The organism is Romboutsia sp. D33t1_170424_H2, from assembly GCF_015669105.1.
Classification (GTDB): domain Bacteria; phylum Bacillota; class Clostridia; order Peptostreptococcales; family Peptostreptococcaceae; genus Romboutsia_C; species Romboutsia_C hominis.
This window is the reverse complement of the sequence record NZ_JADOZQ010000001.1, coordinates 115,704-134,587: the sequence shown is the minus strand read 5'-3', so window position 1 is coordinate 134,587 and position 18,884 is coordinate 115,704. Positions and strand designations below refer to the sequence as shown.

The 18,884-nt window shown below is 25.8% G+C and carries 20 protein-coding genes; 5 read left to right on the top strand and 15 right to left on the bottom strand.

The features are described from left to right. Nucleotides 1-88: 88 nt before the first annotated feature. Nucleotides 89-757: a hypothetical protein gene (locus I4U66_RS00695; RefSeq protein ID WP_166504939.1), complete on the bottom strand. Its 669-nt coding sequence runs from the start codon at nt 755-757 to the stop codon at nt 89-91. A gap of 189 nt (nt 758-946) precedes the next feature. Between I4U66_RS00695 and I4U66_RS00690 the strand changes: the two genes are divergently transcribed. Beyond that, nucleotides 947-1,897 (top strand): alpha/beta hydrolase, encoded by a 951-nt coding sequence (locus tag I4U66_RS00690; protein ID WP_195236834.1) that lies wholly within the window; start codon nt 947-949, stop codon nt 1,895-1,897. A gap of 314 nt (nt 1,898-2,211) precedes the next feature. On the opposite strand, the gene I4U66_RS00685 is transcribed toward I4U66_RS00690, so the two are convergent. Further along, nucleotides 2,212-2,640 (bottom strand): hypothetical protein, encoded by a 429-nt coding sequence (locus I4U66_RS00685; protein WP_092927114.1) that lies wholly within the window; start codon nt 2,638-2,640, stop codon nt 2,212-2,214. Nucleotides 2,641-2,899: 259 nt separating this feature from the next. Beyond that, complete coding sequence (locus I4U66_RS00680) at nt 2,900-3,931, bottom strand: FAD:protein FMN transferase (RefSeq protein WP_092927116.1); 1,032 nt, start codon at nt 3,929-3,931, stop codon at nt 2,900-2,902. Between the two features lie 437 nt (nt 3,932-4,368). On the opposite strand from I4U66_RS00680, the gene I4U66_RS00675 reads away from it, so the two are divergent. Both I4U66_RS00675 and I4U66_RS00670 read left to right on the top strand, forming a co-directional pair. Continuing rightward, nucleotides 4,369-4,767 carry a NusG domain II-containing protein gene (locus I4U66_RS00675; protein WP_166504936.1) on the top strand — a complete coding sequence of 133 codons (399 nt, stop codon included), beginning with the start codon at nt 4,369-4,371 and terminating at the stop codon, nt 4,765-4,767. Between the two features lie 35 nt (nt 4,768-4,802). Next, nucleotides 4,803-5,333 (top strand): Gx transporter family protein, encoded by a 531-nt coding sequence (locus I4U66_RS00670; protein ID WP_242977266.1) that lies wholly within the window; start codon nt 4,803-4,805, stop codon nt 5,331-5,333. Nucleotides 5,334-5,701: 368 nt separating this feature from the next. On the opposite strand, the gene I4U66_RS00665 is transcribed toward I4U66_RS00670, so the two are convergent. Then, on the bottom strand, nt 5,702-6,622 hold the full coding sequence (locus I4U66_RS00665; protein WP_195928305.1) for a hypothetical protein: 921 nt from the start codon (nt 6,620-6,622) through the stop codon (nt 5,702-5,704). Between the two features lie 267 nt (nt 6,623-6,889). Here I4U66_RS00665 and mscL point away from each other — a divergent pair, with 267 nt between their 5' ends. Next, complete coding sequence (gene mscL, locus I4U66_RS00660; RefSeq protein WP_195928304.1) at nt 6,890-7,312, top strand: large-conductance mechanosensitive channel protein MscL; 423 nt, start codon at nt 6,890-6,892, stop codon at nt 7,310-7,312. A 159-nt stretch (nt 7,313-7,471) separates the two neighbouring features. Here mscL and I4U66_RS00655 read toward each other — a convergent pair whose 3' ends face one another. The 3 genes from I4U66_RS00655 to I4U66_RS00645 all read right to left on the bottom strand — a co-directional run bounded on the left by I4U66_RS00655 (nt 7,472) and on the right by I4U66_RS00645 (nt 11,251). Continuing rightward, nucleotides 7,472-8,815 (bottom strand): alanine/glycine:cation symporter family protein, encoded by a 1,344-nt coding sequence (locus I4U66_RS00655; protein ID WP_195928303.1) that lies wholly within the window; start codon nt 8,813-8,815, stop codon nt 7,472-7,474. Nucleotides 8,816-8,841: 26 nt separating this feature from the next. Then, nucleotides 8,842-9,831 carry a PHP domain-containing protein gene (locus I4U66_RS00650; RefSeq protein ID WP_195928302.1) on the bottom strand — a complete coding sequence of 330 codons (990 nt, stop codon included), beginning with the start codon at nt 9,829-9,831 and terminating at the stop codon, nt 8,842-8,844. Nucleotides 9,832-9,958: 127 nt separating this feature from the next. Beyond that, nucleotides 9,959-11,251, bottom strand: coding sequence for an MFS transporter (locus tag I4U66_RS00645; RefSeq protein WP_195928301.1), 1,293 nt, complete (start codon nt 11,249-11,251; stop codon nt 9,959-9,961). A 329-nt stretch (nt 11,252-11,580) separates the two neighbouring features. Here I4U66_RS00645 and I4U66_RS00640 point away from each other — a divergent pair, with 329 nt between their 5' ends. After that, nucleotides 11,581-12,378, top strand: a complete 798-nt coding sequence (locus I4U66_RS00640) for a DeoR/GlpR family DNA-binding transcription regulator (RefSeq protein ID WP_092927132.1) — start codon at nt 11,581-11,583, stop codon at nt 12,376-12,378. Between the two features lie 260 nt (nt 12,379-12,638). Here the strand turns inward: I4U66_RS00640 and I4U66_RS00635 are convergent, their stop codons facing one another. From I4U66_RS00635 to I4U66_RS00610, 8 genes are all read right to left on the bottom strand, one after another. Next, nucleotides 12,639-12,833, bottom strand: coding sequence for a hypothetical protein (locus I4U66_RS00635; RefSeq protein WP_092927134.1), 195 nt, complete (start codon nt 12,831-12,833; stop codon nt 12,639-12,641). Between the two features lie 346 nt (nt 12,834-13,179). Continuing rightward, complete coding sequence (locus tag I4U66_RS00630; RefSeq protein ID WP_243278773.1) at nt 13,180-13,662, bottom strand: VanZ family protein; 483 nt, start codon at nt 13,660-13,662, stop codon at nt 13,180-13,182. 126 nt (nt 13,663-13,788) lie between these two features. Beyond that, nucleotides 13,789-14,559 carry a hypothetical protein gene (locus I4U66_RS00625; protein WP_195928300.1) on the bottom strand — a complete coding sequence of 257 codons (771 nt, stop codon included), beginning with the start codon at nt 14,557-14,559 and terminating at the stop codon, nt 13,789-13,791. Continuing rightward, nucleotides 14,552-15,031 (bottom strand): RNA polymerase sigma factor, encoded by a 480-nt coding sequence (locus tag I4U66_RS00620; RefSeq protein WP_092927140.1) that lies wholly within the window; start codon nt 15,029-15,031, stop codon nt 14,552-14,554. Before I4U66_RS00620 ends, I4U66_RS00625 begins: the two co-directional genes overlap by 8 nt. Nucleotides 15,032-15,237: 206 nt before the next feature. Continuing rightward, a complete protein-coding gene (locus tag I4U66_RS14870) occupies nt 15,238-15,459 on the bottom strand; it encodes a GyrI-like domain-containing protein (protein ID WP_330405567.1) in 222 nt (73 codons plus the stop codon). A 24-nt stretch (nt 15,460-15,483) separates the two neighbouring features. Next, a complete protein-coding gene (locus I4U66_RS14865; RefSeq protein ID WP_330617284.1) occupies nt 15,484-15,684 on the bottom strand; it encodes a hypothetical protein in 201 nt (66 codons plus the stop codon). Nucleotides 15,685-15,705: 21 nt separating this feature from the next. Continuing rightward, nucleotides 15,706-15,861 (bottom strand): hypothetical protein, encoded by a 156-nt coding sequence (locus I4U66_RS14860; RefSeq protein ID WP_330405564.1) that lies wholly within the window; start codon nt 15,859-15,861, stop codon nt 15,706-15,708. A 156-nt stretch (nt 15,862-16,017) separates the two neighbouring features. Beyond that, a complete protein-coding gene (locus I4U66_RS00610; RefSeq protein WP_166504928.1) occupies nt 16,018-18,219 on the bottom strand; it encodes a bifunctional diguanylate cyclase/phosphodiesterase in 2,202 nt (733 codons plus the stop codon). Between the last annotated feature and the right edge of the window lie 665 nt (nt 18,220-18,884).

The window sequence follows — 18,884 nt, the reverse complement described above, 5'->3', positions numbered from 1 at the left end:
TTTTAGAATATGTTTTAATATAGTATTAATTTTTTTAAGATATAATAGCAGAGTATCCATGCCCTTTTTATATATCAATTTTATAATATTACGTTGTAGGTGTTAGTGTCATATTGTAGCCATGTTGTCTAGATAAATAAAAAAATGTTATAAATCTTTTAACATTTTCATTTTCTATATTTAGTTTTTTCATTTCCTTTTTTGCTACTCTTTCTAAAAAATCTATATGATTAAGATTAAATAACATAACCATTCCTGATGTAAAATTTACATCACCTATGCTTATTATTCTTGTAAATACCAAATGGTCTTTATCTAAAGTTCTTGAAAGAGATATATCTATTATATTTATTATTTCTTTTGTATTTATATCTTCTATTTTAATTTTAAAGTCTTTTTTATCTATATCTATTACTTTGTAAAGAGAAGTTTTTGAGTTTTTCATTGATTCTATAAGCTCTATTTCTGATTTGTCTTCTAATTTATGACTTTCTAGAAATAAGTCCACTCCGCTTTTATTATTTAGAGTTTTTTCATATAATATAAAGTCATGACAGTAGTCAAATTCTATATTCTTATCTAAATATACTCTATTATTTTTAAGTAATCCCATTATATTAATATCATTTAACCCTTTTTGGGTAGTTTCTAGATAATCAAATATTTTATCATTTAGTATCTTACTTATTTCTCTATATTCTCTGTATGACTTTATAGATTTTTTTGATTCTAGATAAAGTGTATTTATATCTATCAATTTTAAATCTCCTTTTTTCTTTTTATTGGTATTATGAACTTAATACTACAGATTATACAAATATATATCTTTAAATAAATTAAATTTAATATTTATCATATTGAAAATATATAGATATTACTATATAATAATTTAAGTTATAATAGATATTAGTATCTAGTGCTAAAACTAGATTAAAAAGGAGACATAATGAAAAAGACATCTAAGAAGAAAGTGTTATTTATAGCCATTATAATGGTGTTATCTCTACTAGGTGGTTCCTACTACTTAGGAAAACTAGTGTATTACGGATCTGTTGGTTCATCTGAAGTTAATAAAAGTGAAAATATAGTTGAAGTATTCTCTCAAAAACCTGATAAACCTTTAGATAAGTTAAAAAACTACAAACATGAAAATTTAATGATTAAAACTAAAAACAATTATAAAATAGAATCTTTACTTATAAAGTCTAATAAGAAAACTAATAACACTATAGTAATGGTTCATGGTATTGGTCGTTCTTATTATGATATGCTAAGATACTCTTTTAACTATTTAGATAATGGATATAACGTATTAGTATACAATCAAAGACACACAGGAAAAAGTGGTGGTGATGATTATAGTTTTGGACTTTATGAAAGATATGATTTAGATAGTGCTGTTAAATATATTAAGAAAATATACCCTGATGGAAAAATAGGTGTTCATGGATTTTCTATGGGAGCTGCTACTTCCACTATGCACGTTGCTTTAAATGAAAAGGATAAAAATGTTGATTTTTATATATTAGATTCCCCATATTCTAAAATGGAAGATGCTGTTAGATTAGGTATCGAGGCAGAAAATATTCCTCTTATTCCTACTAGCTATATTAGTTTTTGGGGTGATATTTATACTAAGCTTCATTCTGGATTTAATTTTGATGATGTTATGCCTTATAAAGCTGTTGAAAATTCAACTGTTCCTATAATGCTTATTCATGAGAAAGGTGATAAGGTGTGTGCTTCTGATAATAGTGAAGAAATATATAAATCTATTCCTCATAACAAAAAAGAGCTTTGGATTATAGATGGTAATAATCATATTGGTGGATATGATGATACTGGTAATGAGTATTTTTTTAGAATTTTTAAATTTATAGATAAGTACGCAAAATAATTATAGCACTTTATTGTATAAATAAAGCCTATTTTTCAAAGTTACAATTTTCCTAACTCAAAATTATTTTTTATAATTCTATCTCTATGATTTCTAGCGATTGATTTTATACTTATAAAATTCATTATATTAACTTCAAAGTATTATACTTTTTTGGTATAAATTTCAAAAATATAACTCATATACTACATTGCTAATAACAATATAATATATGAGTTATATTTTACTATTTTTATAGCTACATAATTTATAAAAACTATTAAATTATTAAAATATGTAATTTTAAGCTTTATATTAGTCTTTTAATAATATTATTATTTTGAAGCATCCATTATTTTATCATAATAATTATCCTCTATAGACTTAAATCCTACTTCAATTAAAGATACATAATCATAGGCATTAAAGTTTTTTTCATTTGATATGTAAGTGATTCTAGCCATTATTGTATTATCCTCATGTAAAAAGAAATTAAGTACTAAATTTTCTTCATTAAAAGCATTAATAAGATTTAATAAGTCATTCTTCTTATGTAGATTATCTAATCTACCTATACAATAATATATAGGAGCTAAGTTACCACCATTTAAACTTAAAGATATAATACAATCACCATTCTTTAAAGTTTGCTTAGCTTGGAAAAGTACACTTTTAGAAGTTTCCCTTGAAATAGTAAATATATTGTCTAATCCTCTTTCCTCAAGTGCTTTTATTACTTGAACTTGCTGTAGTTGGTAATTCATAAAAAGACCTCCCCTAAAGTTGATTTGTATAATTTTTTATACCCTATGCAATTTATTGTAAACAAACTAAAAAAAATAGGCAGTATTAAAAATTTTCACAAAATTTTATAATAAATACTTTTCAAGCTTCAAAAGATGATGGTTTAAAGTTAGTTTAGATATGTATAAATTATTTAAAACTTTTGACATACTCTTTAAATACACAATTTAATAAAAATAATTTAAACTACTTATATGTATATTACGCTACCACCAATATCTAATTACAAAGTTTAAAATCATTATCCATTATATTAAATGTTTCTTTAATTCCCTCTGTTATATATACTTCTTTATCATTAGTTATAAATATTGCATCTATATTTTCTAGACTTTCTACAAAATCAAATCCTTCTTCTAGTCCTTTTGTAAAAACTAATGTAGATAAAGCATCTGCATCTACTGAATAATCAGCTATTATTGATACACCTGCTATTTCAGTTTTATAAGGATATCCAGTTTTGGGGTTTAGTATGTGATGATACTTTATATCATTTTCTTCTATAAATCTTTCATAAACACCTGTTGTTACTATAGATTTATTAGCTACTTCTATAGATCCTACTACACTTCCTCTATCGTCAAATGGATTTTGGATACCTATTTTCCATTCTTTATTCCCTTCTTTACTTCCTAGAGCATATATATTTCCACCTAGATCTATTATAGCTTCTTTAACACCCTCTTCTCTTAACAAATTTGCAAGTTCATCTGCAGTATATCCTTTTGCTATACTTCCTAAATCTAGCATCATACCTTCATCACTTAGAAATACTTCTTTGGTTTTATCGTTTATCTTTACTTTTGAATAATCAATAAGTTTTATAACTTCATCAATTTCTTCTTTTGTCGGGACCTTTGCACCTTCAAGGCCTATACTCCAAAGTTTAACTAATGGACCTATAGAAATATCATATCCACCATCAGATAGCTTTGAATATTCTATTGCTTTTTTTATAATTTTATAACTAGTATCACTTAGTTTTACTGAAGATTTACCTGCATTTTTATTAAGTTTATATAATTCTGTACCTTCTTTGTTTATACTCACTAGGTTTTCTATTTCTGAAACTTTACCAAATGCTTTATCTAATATTTCTTTGCTACCCCCGCTATGCAAGGTAATTGTTATTGGTGTCCCCATAAATATTTCCGTTCTTCCTATTTGTTCACCTTGTTCTTCTTTTTGACATCCCACTAAAATGATAGTTAAAATTATTATTATTATACTAACAATCATTTTTCTGCCCATATTTAATTTCCCCTTATATAATAATATTTGCTATCCCTATAATCTCTAATTATAACTATATTCTGTATACACAATAATTAAAATACTTACCCTTTTTTATTTTTATGATACATAAGTACATTCTTTTATATATAGATTTATCATTATTTGATTGTAAAGTCAATATTTAAACAATTATTTAGTTATAAAAATAATTATATATATTAATAGTTTTTCTTTTTACTTAATTTGTAGTTTTTTTGCTCTTTGAGTTTTAAATTTTTTCTTCAGTTGAAGAACATTCCATTTATAATGGGATTATACACTCTAATTTAGTAAACATATTAATATTTTTTTATAAAATATATTTTTTAGATTGCCATTTATATTTTATATCCTTTAAAATTCAATTATATGAAGATTTAATATTTTTGAATAACCTAAAGGAGAAATCATTTATGAAAAGTTTAAAAAAGCTTGATATTATTATTATTGTATCATTACTTATTTTATCTTTTGTACCGAGTATAATTTTCTCAAAATCCCTTTCTAAAAATTTTAATTCAACTTATGTTAGTATAAAAGTTAATGGTAAATTTTATGATAATATACCTTTATCTTCTTTTAAAGATGAGAAAACCTTTACTATAAAATCTAAACATGGTACTAATGATGTATTAGTAAAAGATAATAAAATAAAAATTATAAAAGCAAATTGCAAAGATGAGCTTTGCATAAAGCAAGGTGAAATATCTAATGTAGGTGAAAATATTATTTGCCTACCAAATGAATTAATAATTGAAATTAAAGGAGCTGAAAAAGATAGTTCATCTGATGATATGATACTATCACACTAATTATGAAATTAAACAAAACTTCTAAAATGATTTATATGTCATTACTCGTGTCAATGGCGTTAATACTATCCTTGATTGAACGAATGATGCCAATTCCATTTGTAACTCCTGGTGCTAAACTTGGACTTGCAAACTTGATTATAATAATATCAATCTATACATTAGATAATTATAAAGATTCTTTTATTATACTTATATTAAGAGTATTTTTAGCTGCAATCTTTGGTGGTAATATGTCTACACTGTTGTACAGTGCTACTGGTGGTATATTTAGTTTTATTGCCACTATAATTACTAAAAAATTAGGTGGTAAACATGTTTCTGTAATAGGTGTTAGTTCTTGTGCTGCTGTATTTCATAATGTAGGCCAATTACTTGCAGCATCTCTTATTTTAAATAATTTTGGAGTATTTCTATATCTTCCAGTATTGTCTACAATAGGTATTATTACAGGTATATTTATAGGACTTTCTGCAAATTATCTCTTGAGCCATTTATCCCAATTACCTTATTTTAGAAATAGATTAAATTTGGATAATAAAAAATCTTCATTAAAATATAATTAAAAAAGGAGGTATCTCAAATCGAGATTCGCTCCTTTTTTAATATATTTTTAATATTTGCTTAATTGTTCCATGGACCAAATATTCATTATAAGATAATATATCCCATATTTAGTTACATAATTTCACTAAAAAATAATACAGATATTACATGTCAAAATAGATTAAACTTCCCCCCTTGAAGTTATACAGAGCTCTTGCAAATAGCAAGTTCATGTCCACCTCCCTCTGTATTTCTAGACTTATCTCCTCAATAGTCATATTTTTAAAGGTAATTTGAACATTTTTATATTCATCTACTATATAAATATACTCTCAAATTTTCCATAAGATATTTACTTATATTTACAAGTAAATTTATAAATGATATATTAAAATAAATTTGTAATTTCCCCAGTATACATATCTACATTATACCATCCTAGAGTAGCTATATGTGAACCCTCTCCCTCTATTTCAACAAGTTCATAAACTTGTATAACATAATTATTACCTTCTATATGATCTACTTTAATTTTTGCATTCAACCCTTCTCCTATTAATTTATCTTTAACTAGATAAATAGCCTCTTCTTCTGATAGTTTATTTGTCATATTTTCAGTAGGTTTTAAATCTTCATTTTTACTATTATCTACATTTATTTTTACTGTTTCTCTTTCTATCTCTGTTCCATCTTTATTAAATCCATAAGCTACTACATAGTACCCTTTATTACCTAATTCATCAGTCCAAGTTATGCAATAGTTTGGTATAGTTTCTGGTTCATGTAGTCTTATTATTATTGAATTATTTTTATCTAATATTACATCCTCAAGTTCTATATAATTAAGTTCACTATATTTTTCTAAGTATGCATCTATATCAACTCCTACATCCATAAATTCTTCACCTAACTCATGTACTCGTATATTTTTTATGGCTCCGTCAGTTTCAAGTAATAATAATACATTTCCTTCTATTTGCGTATTTGTGTATATTTTACTGCTTTTAGATTTTGATTTTAACTCATCTATACCTTCTTTAGAAGTATCATAAGATTTTTCTATAAATAATGTCTTTTCTTTTAATTCATTACTGTCTTTAGTTATTTTCAAATCTTTACCTGTTTTTCTAGCTGATTCTTTATCTTCTTTTTTAGCTGCCTCCATGACTTCTACCGATACATTTGACTTAGTACTTGTTTTTTCTCTAGGTTTTTCTTCAGCCTTAGAACACCCCACTAATAATAAAGAAATTATTAAAATTAATAGATTTAATGTTATTTTAATTTTACTAACTAATATATTTTTCATATAATACCACCTCTATTATATATATGTCCTAATTGAGTATATGATTTTTAATTATTAATTAGTATAAAAGTTTTCTACAATAAGTTGTAATCCTCACTATTTTTCTAAGAATCCTAATTTTGGATAATTCATAGCCAAAGTATACTTAAATATAGTTATAATTTTATAATAATTATATTTAGATTTTCATTTTAATTTTTCACCCCTTGTAAGTTTTATTATTATATAGTAATATGTATAATCAATAATTCGATAAGGAGTCATATTATGAATAAATTTTTAAATGAGTTTAAAGAATTTGCTGTTAAAGGAAATATAATAGATTTAGCAGTAGGTGTTGTTATCGGAGGTGCGTTTTCTAAAATAGTCACTTCTTTAGTCAATGATATTATAATGCCAATAGTAGGAATGGCTACTGGTGGAATAAACTTTTCAGAGTATAAGATAGTATTAAAAGAATCTATAGGATTTATTCCTGCCGTTACTTTGAATGTAGGTAATTTTTTACAGACTTCAGTTGATTTTTTAATAGTAGCATTTTGTATTTTTATATTTGTTAAAGCTATAAACAAGTTAAAGTTTACTAGAAAAAAAGAAGAGGCTGCAACTAAAGAGGAAAATGCTCCTCAAATATCTGAGGAAGTTTTGCTACTTAGAGATATTAAGGATTTATTACAAAAGCAAAAGTAATAAAAAAGGATAGACAAAATAAGTCTATCCTTTTTTATTACTTATTAATTTAGTATAGCATTCTTTAAATTTATACTGAAATCGCTTAAATTTTTAACTATTTTATTTTTTACCACAAAATTAAAGTTTACTTATATTATTTAATTTACTAAGTTAATACTATGCAAAATATTCATTAGTGGCTTTTTTTACTTTTGGAACTAATACAATCAATGCTAAAAGATTTGGTATTATAAGAAGCCCAAGAGCACAATCCTGTATCAGCCATACTATATCCATACTAACTAATGCTCCAATAATACTAAATATAGGAAAAACATATTTGAAATTAACTGCTACAGTTTCTCCCAGTACATAATTTAGCCCTACATATCCAAAATACCACTGACTCATAAGAGAAGTTAATGAGAATAAAATTAAACTTAAAGATACAATATACCCCATTAATGGATGTATTGTTTTAAACGCATTTATTACTAAAATAGATGGATGTTCACCACTATTTAATACACCTGTACATCCTAAAATCAATCCTGTTATGGTACATATTACAATTGTATCTATAAATACTTCAGTAACACCAAATATAGCTTGTTCTACAGGATGTTTTACATTTGCTGCCGAATGAATTACTGGAGCAGAACCCTCCCCTGCTTCGTTTGAGTATAATCCTCTGGCTACACCAAATCTCATAGCTTCTTTGATAGTATGACCTGCCATACCACCTACACCAGCTTCAAATGTAAATGCACTTTTAATTATATCCTCTAATACACCTGGAACTTTATCTATATTAACTAATATTAAAAATGAGCCAAACAATATGTAGAATATAGCCATTATAGGAACAATTTTTTGAGTAACAGTTGCTAATCTTTTAAGTCCACCATAAACTATGGTAAAAACTATAGTAACTAATAATATACCAGTTATCAATGGAGATACGCTAAATGTATTCTTCATCACACTAGATATAGTATTAGATTGTATAAGATTACCACCTATTATTTGAACAGTCATAAGTATAGCAGTTATACTTCCTAATATAGGTAGATTTAACCCTTTAGAAATATAATACATAGGTCCGCCTATATATTCACCTTTATTATTTTTTTCTCTATATAAAATACCTAAAATAATTTCCCCAAACTTAGTTGCCATTCCTAAAAATGCAGCTACCCACATCCAAAAAATTGCACCTATTCCCCCAGATGCAAGTGCAGTAGAAACACCTATAATATTTCCACTACCTACGCAACTTGCTAAAGCTGTGCACATTGCTTGAAATGACGTTATAGACCCCTCAGAACTTGATTTATCTCCTTTAAAATTTTGCTTCATAGGATTTATTATTGTCTGGTTTATTATATACCGAAATTTTTTAAATTGAACAAATCCTGTTGCAAAGGAATATAATAAACCTACTGCTAAAAGGGTAAATAATAACCAATTTCCCCATAAGATACTTGCAAGCTGTCTCAAAAAAAGTTCCAAATTTTCCATACTTCTCCCTCTCAATGTCAATACATTTATTTTGACTTTATATCATCTATAAATATAGGATTGCTCCATGCTATTTTACCATATTTATCAACACATTCTATTCTTATATATGTTTCATTTCCTCTTAGCTCAAACTCTGCTCTTGTAATACTATCTTCTTTAGGCTCTCCCCAATATGAAAAACCACCATTTATAGCATTTCCAGACATAAAGTTGACATGATTTACAGGAGAACATTCTACATATGCAACTCCATCTTTTATACCAAAATCATATATTTGAGGACCTGATGAAGAATAGTAATCTCCATTTATTAATGCATTTATTATATTATCATGTTCTAGAGATTCAGCTTTAACCATTACCCATCCTCCAAATGAATCCGGTAAGAAATCTTCATTATGATTATCATCTGATGCAAATGCAAATACTTTATTTCCTTTTCTCAACATAGTATCCCAATGAGTTGTATCATATCCTGTATTACTTTCTAATACTGTACCATGATTATATATTTCTAAAGCAAAGATTCCTTTTGTATCTATAAAATCTACTTGGTCTACTCTTGACCATAAAGGGTGATTATAAGTTGATATACACCCCTTAGCTTCCATAAGATTAGCTATGTCTTGAGCGGTTTTAGCACCTTCCCATACTAGAGGTTCTAAAATTTCCATATGTTTGAAAAGCTTACCCTTAGCCTTTTCTTGCATTTCTGTAGTTCCCAATAATCCATGCAAATGATGTATTTTTTTTCTTTGATTATCCTCATCATATAATACACTTGAGCATTCTATCCCAGGTAATATTATAAATCCTTCACTATTTAATTCTCCTCTAAAATCTGTGTATATATCATGCTCACTTAAGCACATAAAATCATATCCATTTCCTTTATACAGATTCACTGATTCCTGTGGAGTTAATTTTCCATCTGAAACTGTAGTATGACTATGTAAATTTCCTTTAAACCATTCTCCATTTCTCTTAAAACCATTTATATTTATATTTTTCATATTATTTTTCTCCTATTTTAAATAATATATGTTCTATGATTTTATATATAATTACTTCTATAACCTATGTATATATCCACAGGTTATAGAAAATTTTTTAATTTTTTATTTAACATATCTCTTATACTTATCTTGCATCTTCTGCTTGCTTACGTTTTATAACTCTAACTAAGTAAGAACTTATAAAAAATCCTAAAATTGAGAATCCTACCATTGTCATAAATACCATTTTATATCCTGATAATCCTGGACTTTTATCTAACATACTTCCATAAAGAGTGTATGCAAATGTTGATGGGAAGTACCCTACAAGAGATCCTATAGACATTGCTGCACCACTTATTTCTTTTGGTACTTTTATTTCATCCATCGGAGCAAAAAATACTGCCCTCATTGTGAATATTATAGCTCCAAATCCTAGTGTTAAGCTCATACCAGTATATATACTCATTGATTCATGAGGTAAAAATATTATTATTGTCATAGCTATTGCTGCTACAACAAATGCTGCTCTTATATATTTAGTTGTAGATTTAGTAACTTTATCTGCTAGGAATCCTCCCACTGGCCCTCCTACCATCTTTAGTCCATATTGGTTTATTATACCATATGCCCCTACTAATGTTGCTGGCATAGCATATACATCACTTAAAAATGGTATAAAGTATGTAAGGCCACAATATACACAATATACAGAGAATATTGTAAATGCAACAACCCATATTTCTTTCATCTTTATAGCATTAATCATGCCTTGGAATGCAGCTGCATTTTTACCAATTTTTTCGCCTGATTCATTTACTTCCTTTATTTCATCATGTGGAACTGTAAAAAACGATATTATCCCAACTACTATAACAACAGCTGAAAAAAACAGTATACCAGCTTTAAGACCTTGTGCACTTTCACCCATTGCTGAGAATATAGCTAAAGCTGAAAATGCTACTATTGTATCAACTATACCACGTCCAGCTTCTAAAAAACCAAATATTCTACCTTGCTCTTTTTCAGTAGCTATAAGTCTAACTGCTTTTAAAAGTACTGGCCAATAAATAACCTCTCCGAATATAGCAAGTACGGCAAATGCTGCTAAAAATCCTGCATACGGAGGAAATGTTGATAAATAAATACCTACAAGTCCTACTCCTATCAATGAGAAAGATATCATATATTTCTTAGAAAATCTATCTGCTAAATAAATTGAGAATATTAATCCAACCGTTTGTACCATCCCATATGTAGATAAGGCCATACCTATTTGAGTATGATTTAATCCCATATATTGTTGCATAGGTATGTAAAATGCATCTTTAAGTGAACTAAGCTTAAATATAGTTCCTGCACCTAGTACAAGAATTGCAAATGTAAACCACCTATTACAAGCATACTTTGTTTTTATTTGTAATTCTTTTTCGTTCATCTTAAACCTCCATGATTAATTTTATAAAATCGTTTTCAAGGTTAAATATATTTACCCTTTTCTTGTTACGGTTATAATTATAATTGGTTTTTTTTGTAAATACAAGTTTTTTATTGTTTTTTTTTGTTTTAAATTGTTTTTTATAGCTTTTTATATTGTTTTTTATAGCTTTTTATCCTTTTTCCATTACTTTTTTCTATAATAAGTGGATTTTTATAAATTTTTGATATATAATTTATAATTAATACCAAAAATATACAATCTAAAATTGTTTTTATCCAATTAAATCAACATTTTTTGATGTCAATATTTTTAAATTTATTCTGGAGGTGGTATTTATAATAGCTGAAGAAAGATATGCCATAATTTTAGATAAGCTAAAATTTGATGGTATAGTAAAAACATCTGATTTAAAAAAAGAATTAAATGCCTCTTCTGAAACTATAAGAAAAGATCTTAAATATCTTGATGAGGCAGGATACTTAGATAGAGTTCATGGAGGAGCTATTCCTAAATCTGATGTAAAACCTGATGATAATGATGATGATGTATATATATCATTTAAAGTTCGTCAATCACAAAATTCTGATATGAAACAATCTATAGCCCTTAAAGCTGCTGAATTAGTCAAAGAAGGTCAATCAATTGGACTAGATTCTGGGACTACCTCTTATGAGCTTGCTAAGGTTCTAAAGAAAAAATTTAATAACCTTACAATAGTTACTAATTCTTTAATAAATGCTTATGAGCTAGTTGATAAAAAAGGATTCACTGTAATTGCGACAGGGGGAGTACTTACCCCTGATGAAAATTCATTTGTTTCTGATTTCGCTACCCTTATACTGGATAAAATAAATCTGGATATGATGTTTTTAACAACATGTGGCGTTTCCTTAGAAAATGGTATAACAGACCAAAGAATGGATGAAGTTGTTATACATAATAAAATGAAAGATTGTTCAAAAGAAGTTGTGGTTTTATCTGATAGTACTAAATTTAATGAAGTGTCACTTATAACAGTCTGCCCTCTTGAAAGTATAGATTGTATCATTACTGATTCTAACATTGATATAGAATTGGTAGAAAAATTTAGAGCTCAAGAACATAATATAATTATCGCTGAATAATGGTTGTACTAATCAGCAATAAAACGAATTTAGAAGTATAATTGTATATTCTTAAAATTTAATTTAAGTGGTTAATTAAATTTTATATAGGGCTATAACTACTTAGATATAGTCCTTTTTCATAATTTCTATAAAAATAAATTTTATTGCTTATGATATCATTTTAAGTTTAATGTCCTTATATACTCTCTTTTCCAAGTTAAAATTTTTTAATACAAATAAAAAAGGAAGTTTTAAATCACTCCCATTTTTACACTATCCTACAATTCTGTATTAGTTTCAAGTGCTTCCACTATCCTTATAATATCAACCTTAAAAAAATTAACTCCACCTATACACATTCTATCATCTGTATTTTCGTCAACTAAATAAACTAATTCTTCTAATTTTTCCTTAGATAAGCCTTTTAAATGTTCTTCTAATGCTTTAACTTCTTGTTCATATGTTGGTCTCATTTTAATTTCTCCTATTTATTTAAAATTTGATATGAATATCCCTATTTTGAGTAAGAATCTGTAAGTTATTTAATATTCTCACTTTTTATAATAATTTATACCCAAATTAATCATTATAATTCTAACTATATTTCTTAATATATATTATATATAATACTAAGAGAATACTTCAATAATTTTCTTTAGCTTTTAAACTTACTCTTAAATCAAATAAGATTTTATTAGCTTAATAAATATAGTAAATAAAAAAGATATAAGCATCTTAGTCATAGCAGACTATACAACCTATATCTTTAAATATTATATTTAAACACTTAGATTTACTTATTATATTTTTTACTATAATCTAATTGTACATAAATATCCCTATTAATATAATAGATACAATCAACATAATTATAGTACTACAGATAGTTATAAAGCTTTTTACTTTATTATCATATTTAAATATACTTTTAATGATAGTATAAATACCTATTCCAATAATCCCACCAATCGTATTTGTTATAATATCAGTTATATCACTAGCACCTATACCTAATATATATTGACTAATTTCAAATATAAAACTTATTATAACTATTATACATATACTTTTAGATATCCTTACATCCTTTATTATCATATTTATATATATCCCAAATGGTATAAATAAAATTATATTCCCATATATATCCATTTTATTAAATTTACCCTTAAATATATCATTAAATGGAATTATATTAAGTGTCTGTGAAAAAAACCTATCATTACTGAATATCTCTAATGGAGATACATATTTAAACAAAATATTCCACAAAATAAACAATAAATAGAAAATAAATCCCATAATAAATAGAGTATTAATTATTTTCTTGCGCATTTAATTTCCCCCTAGTTTTATATTAAACGTCTTATACCTACAATATAATTATATTGTAGGTATAAATTATCATATTTAATTATAACTTAAACTCTACTTAGTATCTATAACTTCATGTGCCATTTTAACTAATTCATCTTGTGATAAATTGCCATCTCTAACTAGGAAATTATAGTAAATACCATTTTGCTTCCAATTTAAATATTTAACCTCACTTACCTCTATTTCTTTAGATCCATAGCTAAACACATATTTACCAGATAACTCATCTTTTTTATCTTGTTCTGTCATTTCATAATCACCTGGTACAAGCTTATTTTTATATACATTATAATATATCTCTATACCTTTATAAGTATCAACCACTGTTTCTCTATTGGATTTTTCACCTAATATTCCTTCTTGCATTGAAAGATTTATTTTATCCTTGCCATTTTTATAAACAAAATCTATTGTTTTTGACTTCTCAAGTGAACTTCCTTCCTCATCGATACCTTCATAATTTGTAGTGTATCCATTTTCAAATACATATCCATTACTAAATTTATCTACTAACTTCGGTTCAAAACCAAAATCTTCTTTTACTTCTTTATCTGTTGGCATATCAGTATAAATTGGTATATTACTAGAGTGTCCAACTATAGAAAGCATTTTCCCTGCTGCAAATACAGTTGTCCCTAATGCCATAGTTGCCACTAAAGCGGCTATAATCCTTTTTTTAGCCGATACCTTCTTATACACTTTTCTATCTTCCATTTCACTATTCCCCCTTTTTTCTGGTAAGTTATCTAAAGTATCTCTTACCATATTTTTAAAACTTTGTGGTGTATCTAAAAAAATATTATTTAAATTTTTTTTATTCATAAATTACCTCCATATTTTTTAACTTTATTTTTAATAGCTTTCTTCCTTTTGATAATCTACTTTTTACAGTTCCTGAAGGTATTTTTAAAATTTCTTTAATTTCATCCACGCAATACCCTTCTATATAGTAAAGAACTATTGTAATACGAATTCGTGGAGGTAATTTACAAATAGCCAAATATAGTTCACTATAGTCTTTTTTATCATCATTGTAAACTTCAATGCATTCTTCATAAGGTACTACTTTACTTGCTCTACGTTTTAAACTATAGCATTCATTTATAAGTATTCTAATTAACCAAGTTTTAAAATACTTCTCTTCTTTTAATGTATTCAATTTATCATAAGCTTTTAAAATTGCTCCTTGAACTGCATCCTCACAATCTTGGTCATAAATCAAGATTGACTTAGAAACATGATATAAAGTATGTTCAGCTTCAAGAACTTTCTCTATAAATGTACTTTTATTCAATATACTTCCTACCTTTCCTTGCAAATTATAGCGCTATTTCTTTGCTTTACACTAATTAGATGTTTTAATAGAACAAACGGTTCATTTTATTTTAAAATTTTTTAAACTTAAATTTGTAATTTAATTGCAATCAAAAAGCATCTAGCTTTAAACTAAATGCCTATATTTTATATTATTAAATTATTTTTTATTTTTAAATATGTATTTTATATTCTCTCTACTTTGTATCTAAGCACTGTTTTTAACTTTTCAGGTTCAGTCTTTCTAAAATCTGATAAATATATTTCTCTATGAACTTTAGTCCTTAATCTTAAATTATTTTCATCACAAAACTTTTGCATGATTTCAAAAGTTATAGGCTCATCATCATAAAATCCAATATGTAACATTTGTACAGATAAACTATCTTTAATACTTTCAAATTTCACCTTATCTAATAATCTATGTGGCTTTTACCTTTTTACTTTTTCCATGGCTCTATTAAATACTTCATCATTTACAAAGCTAGGTTGTCTAATCATTAGTGTATATATTAGCTCATTTTTATCTAAATATTCTAGCCCTCTTCCATTTTCTTTTAAATCCCATAATCCTTCTAGAGGATATACTGTATATTCAAAATATCCTTCTGGTATATTATCACTTTTATGCATCATTCTAACTGTATAAGCTAATTAATATAACACTCCTATAGCTTCACTAAATTCCTCACTATTTGGATTACTTCGCCCCTTTATAGTAAAAAATTTAAACTCTGGTATTTCTATTAACTGCGGTTTTTGCTTTGGTATGTAATATTCCTTTTCTTTTTTTCTCCACTCGTGCTTCATACTTACCTCCTTTATTATTTAATAGCTATCTAAATAATATTATACATTCTTTTTGGTTCAAATTGGCAACACTAAGTGTTTAACTAAAAGAGCCTACTATCTTTGTCATAAAAAATAAAAGAGTATCAATATATTAATACTCTTTTATATAAATAGCTATTTATTTCCTTTTAAAATTTTTTTTAATTTACATATATCTAATGGCCTATAATAAACATACCCTTGTACCATGTCACATCTAAACTCCCTAAGTATATCTACTTGCTCTCTACTTTCTATTCCTTCACAAACTACATCGATGTTATACTCCTTGGCTAAATTAATAATAGCCTTTAATAAACTCTTAGTCTTTTCATCTTCTTCTATATCAATTGATAAAGTCCTATCTATCTTTAAAACATCTATATCAAGTCTCTTTAAATTGCTTAGATTTGAAGAACCTGTTCCAAAATCATCCATAGAAACCTTGATACCTAGGCTTTTTATATCTCTTATTCTATTATTAATATAATCAATATCATTTAAGGCTGCAGTTTCTGTTATCTCAAATTCTAAGTATTCTGGTGAAATATCATATCTCTTCATAGTATTTCTTATATAATCTATTAGATTATTTTGATAAAGCTCTACCCTCGATAAATTTATAGCAATAGGAACTATATTATCTTTATTTACTTCGCATTTTTTTATTTCTTTGCAAACTTCTTTTATAACCCATCTTCCTATAAGATTTATATCTCCATTTTTCTCAGCTATTGGTATAAATATATTTGGTGATATATATCCTACATCTTTATGTTTCCACCTTATTAAAGCTTCTGCAGATACTATCTTTTCACTATTAATATCTACCTTAGGTTGATATAATATTTCAAATTCTTCATTTTTTAAAGATCTTTTTAAATCCCTTTCTACTATCAGCTTTTGTTGTATCTTATACTCTAGTTCATCATTATATAAATAGTATAATTTATCTCCTACTTTTTTTGATTCTATCCTAGACTTATTTGCATTATCTAAAGCCTTATCAATTTCAATACATTCCTTTTTCATCTTAAATACACCTATATGGGTATTTAATTCTAATTTTTTATTAATATAACGTTGCTTTGTAACATGCTTATTTATATACTCGATTTTTTTTTCAAAGTCTTCATCGTCCTCTATTTTGAATAATAGTGTGAATATATCTTCCCCTATTCTTGCACTAATATTTTCAAACTCTATACTTCTTATATTATCAGCTATCATCTTCAATACCTTATCTCCCTTATCATAGCCAAATAATTCATTTATAGCTTTGAAATTCTTTATATCAAATGCCACTATTACACAAACATAATCCTTAGCCCTATTTAATATTATCTTTTTTGCATCTAATTTAAACTTTAACAAATTTCTAAGATTAGTTAAGGAATCTACATAACTAGCTTCTTCTAATTCTTTTTTATTTTTTATATCTTCATAAGTACCAATAATTACGTATAAGAATAATGACAATATAATTGTAAATAAAGATAATTTTATTGTACTATGTGTTCCTGTAAATACTTTTGCTATAGGAACTATAGATATAGCATACCAATTGTTACTGTTTTTTACCTTATTATAAGCAATTACATTTTTTTCCCCATGTTCATCAAAACTATCTATACCATTATTTCCTTTTTCATTGATTAATTTTAATATTATATCTCTATACATGCCTAAATTTTCTTTAGACCCTAACACTATGTTCCCATTAGAAGTAACAATATATACCTTTACTTTATCTGAAAATGTATTATTTACTAAATTTTTATCTAATATCTCCTTAGGTTCAATCCCTACAATTGCTCCTTTGATTTTTCCATTTATAATTAATGGTCTTGAATATACTGTATCTAGTTCATATTCTAATCTATTTTCTATAAGTTTACTTACATGGTTACCCCCAGATATGGCTTTTTTAAAATACTCTCTATCCCCTACATATACCTTTTTATCATTATCACCTATATTTATGTACCCATCCATACCCACTATGCCTATGTACTTAAATAAACTTCCACTACTAATTCTATTTATATTTTTTAAAAATATGTCTTCATTATACTTATCTTTGTATTTTTTCATATCTTCGTTTATATATTTATTTATATAATCTAATTTCTCCATTCCATTGTATATATCTATAGATACTTTATTCGAAACCTGCCTATTAAACTCTCTTATACTTCTTTTAGATTCTTCATACAGGTTCATTTCTACTTTGGTTATAAATATTATACTTATTAATGTTATTAACAATATCCCCTTCATTCGCTTTAACATTGATTTAACATTAAATACACTCATGCTTGTGTTGTTGCTATCCATTCTAATTCCTCGTAATTTTTTACATTAGATTTCTTATTTTTAATTATTATACTATATTTTTTAATCCTTTTATATGTTAAAATTAAAATACCACTTCAAAAAAATTCCTCTGAAGTGGTATTTAACTTAATTTATTTGCTTTTTTTAAAACTTTCTAATAATATAATTTTATCTATTCCCTTTTAACTACTATGACATTTAACTATAATATACTGCCCCTTATTTATTGATATTTATTACTCATATATAAACACATTATAAAACACCCCATATAAATTACAAACAAAATTGCTAGATTCATAAAATACTCTCCCACACTTTAATATTTATTAGCATTTTTTTGATATTATTAATCTACCTTATATGTATTATTAAAAAATTTATTTTCCCCCAACTCTACACACATAATTATTTATTTAATTCAAAGTTTTTTTATTTTTCATTAAATATCTAAATTTATATAATATAAATAATATATCTATACTTTTTATAATCATCTCGATGTTGTTTACATATAGATCCCACCAAATATATGATAATCCTAATCAAAATCAAAATCAATTTATTTCCTTTTCATTTTCAATAATTTTATGTAAATAGCAATTTTAAAGTATAATTTAGATTTATATATTAATAATAAATTTACCTATAGACATGTTCATCAA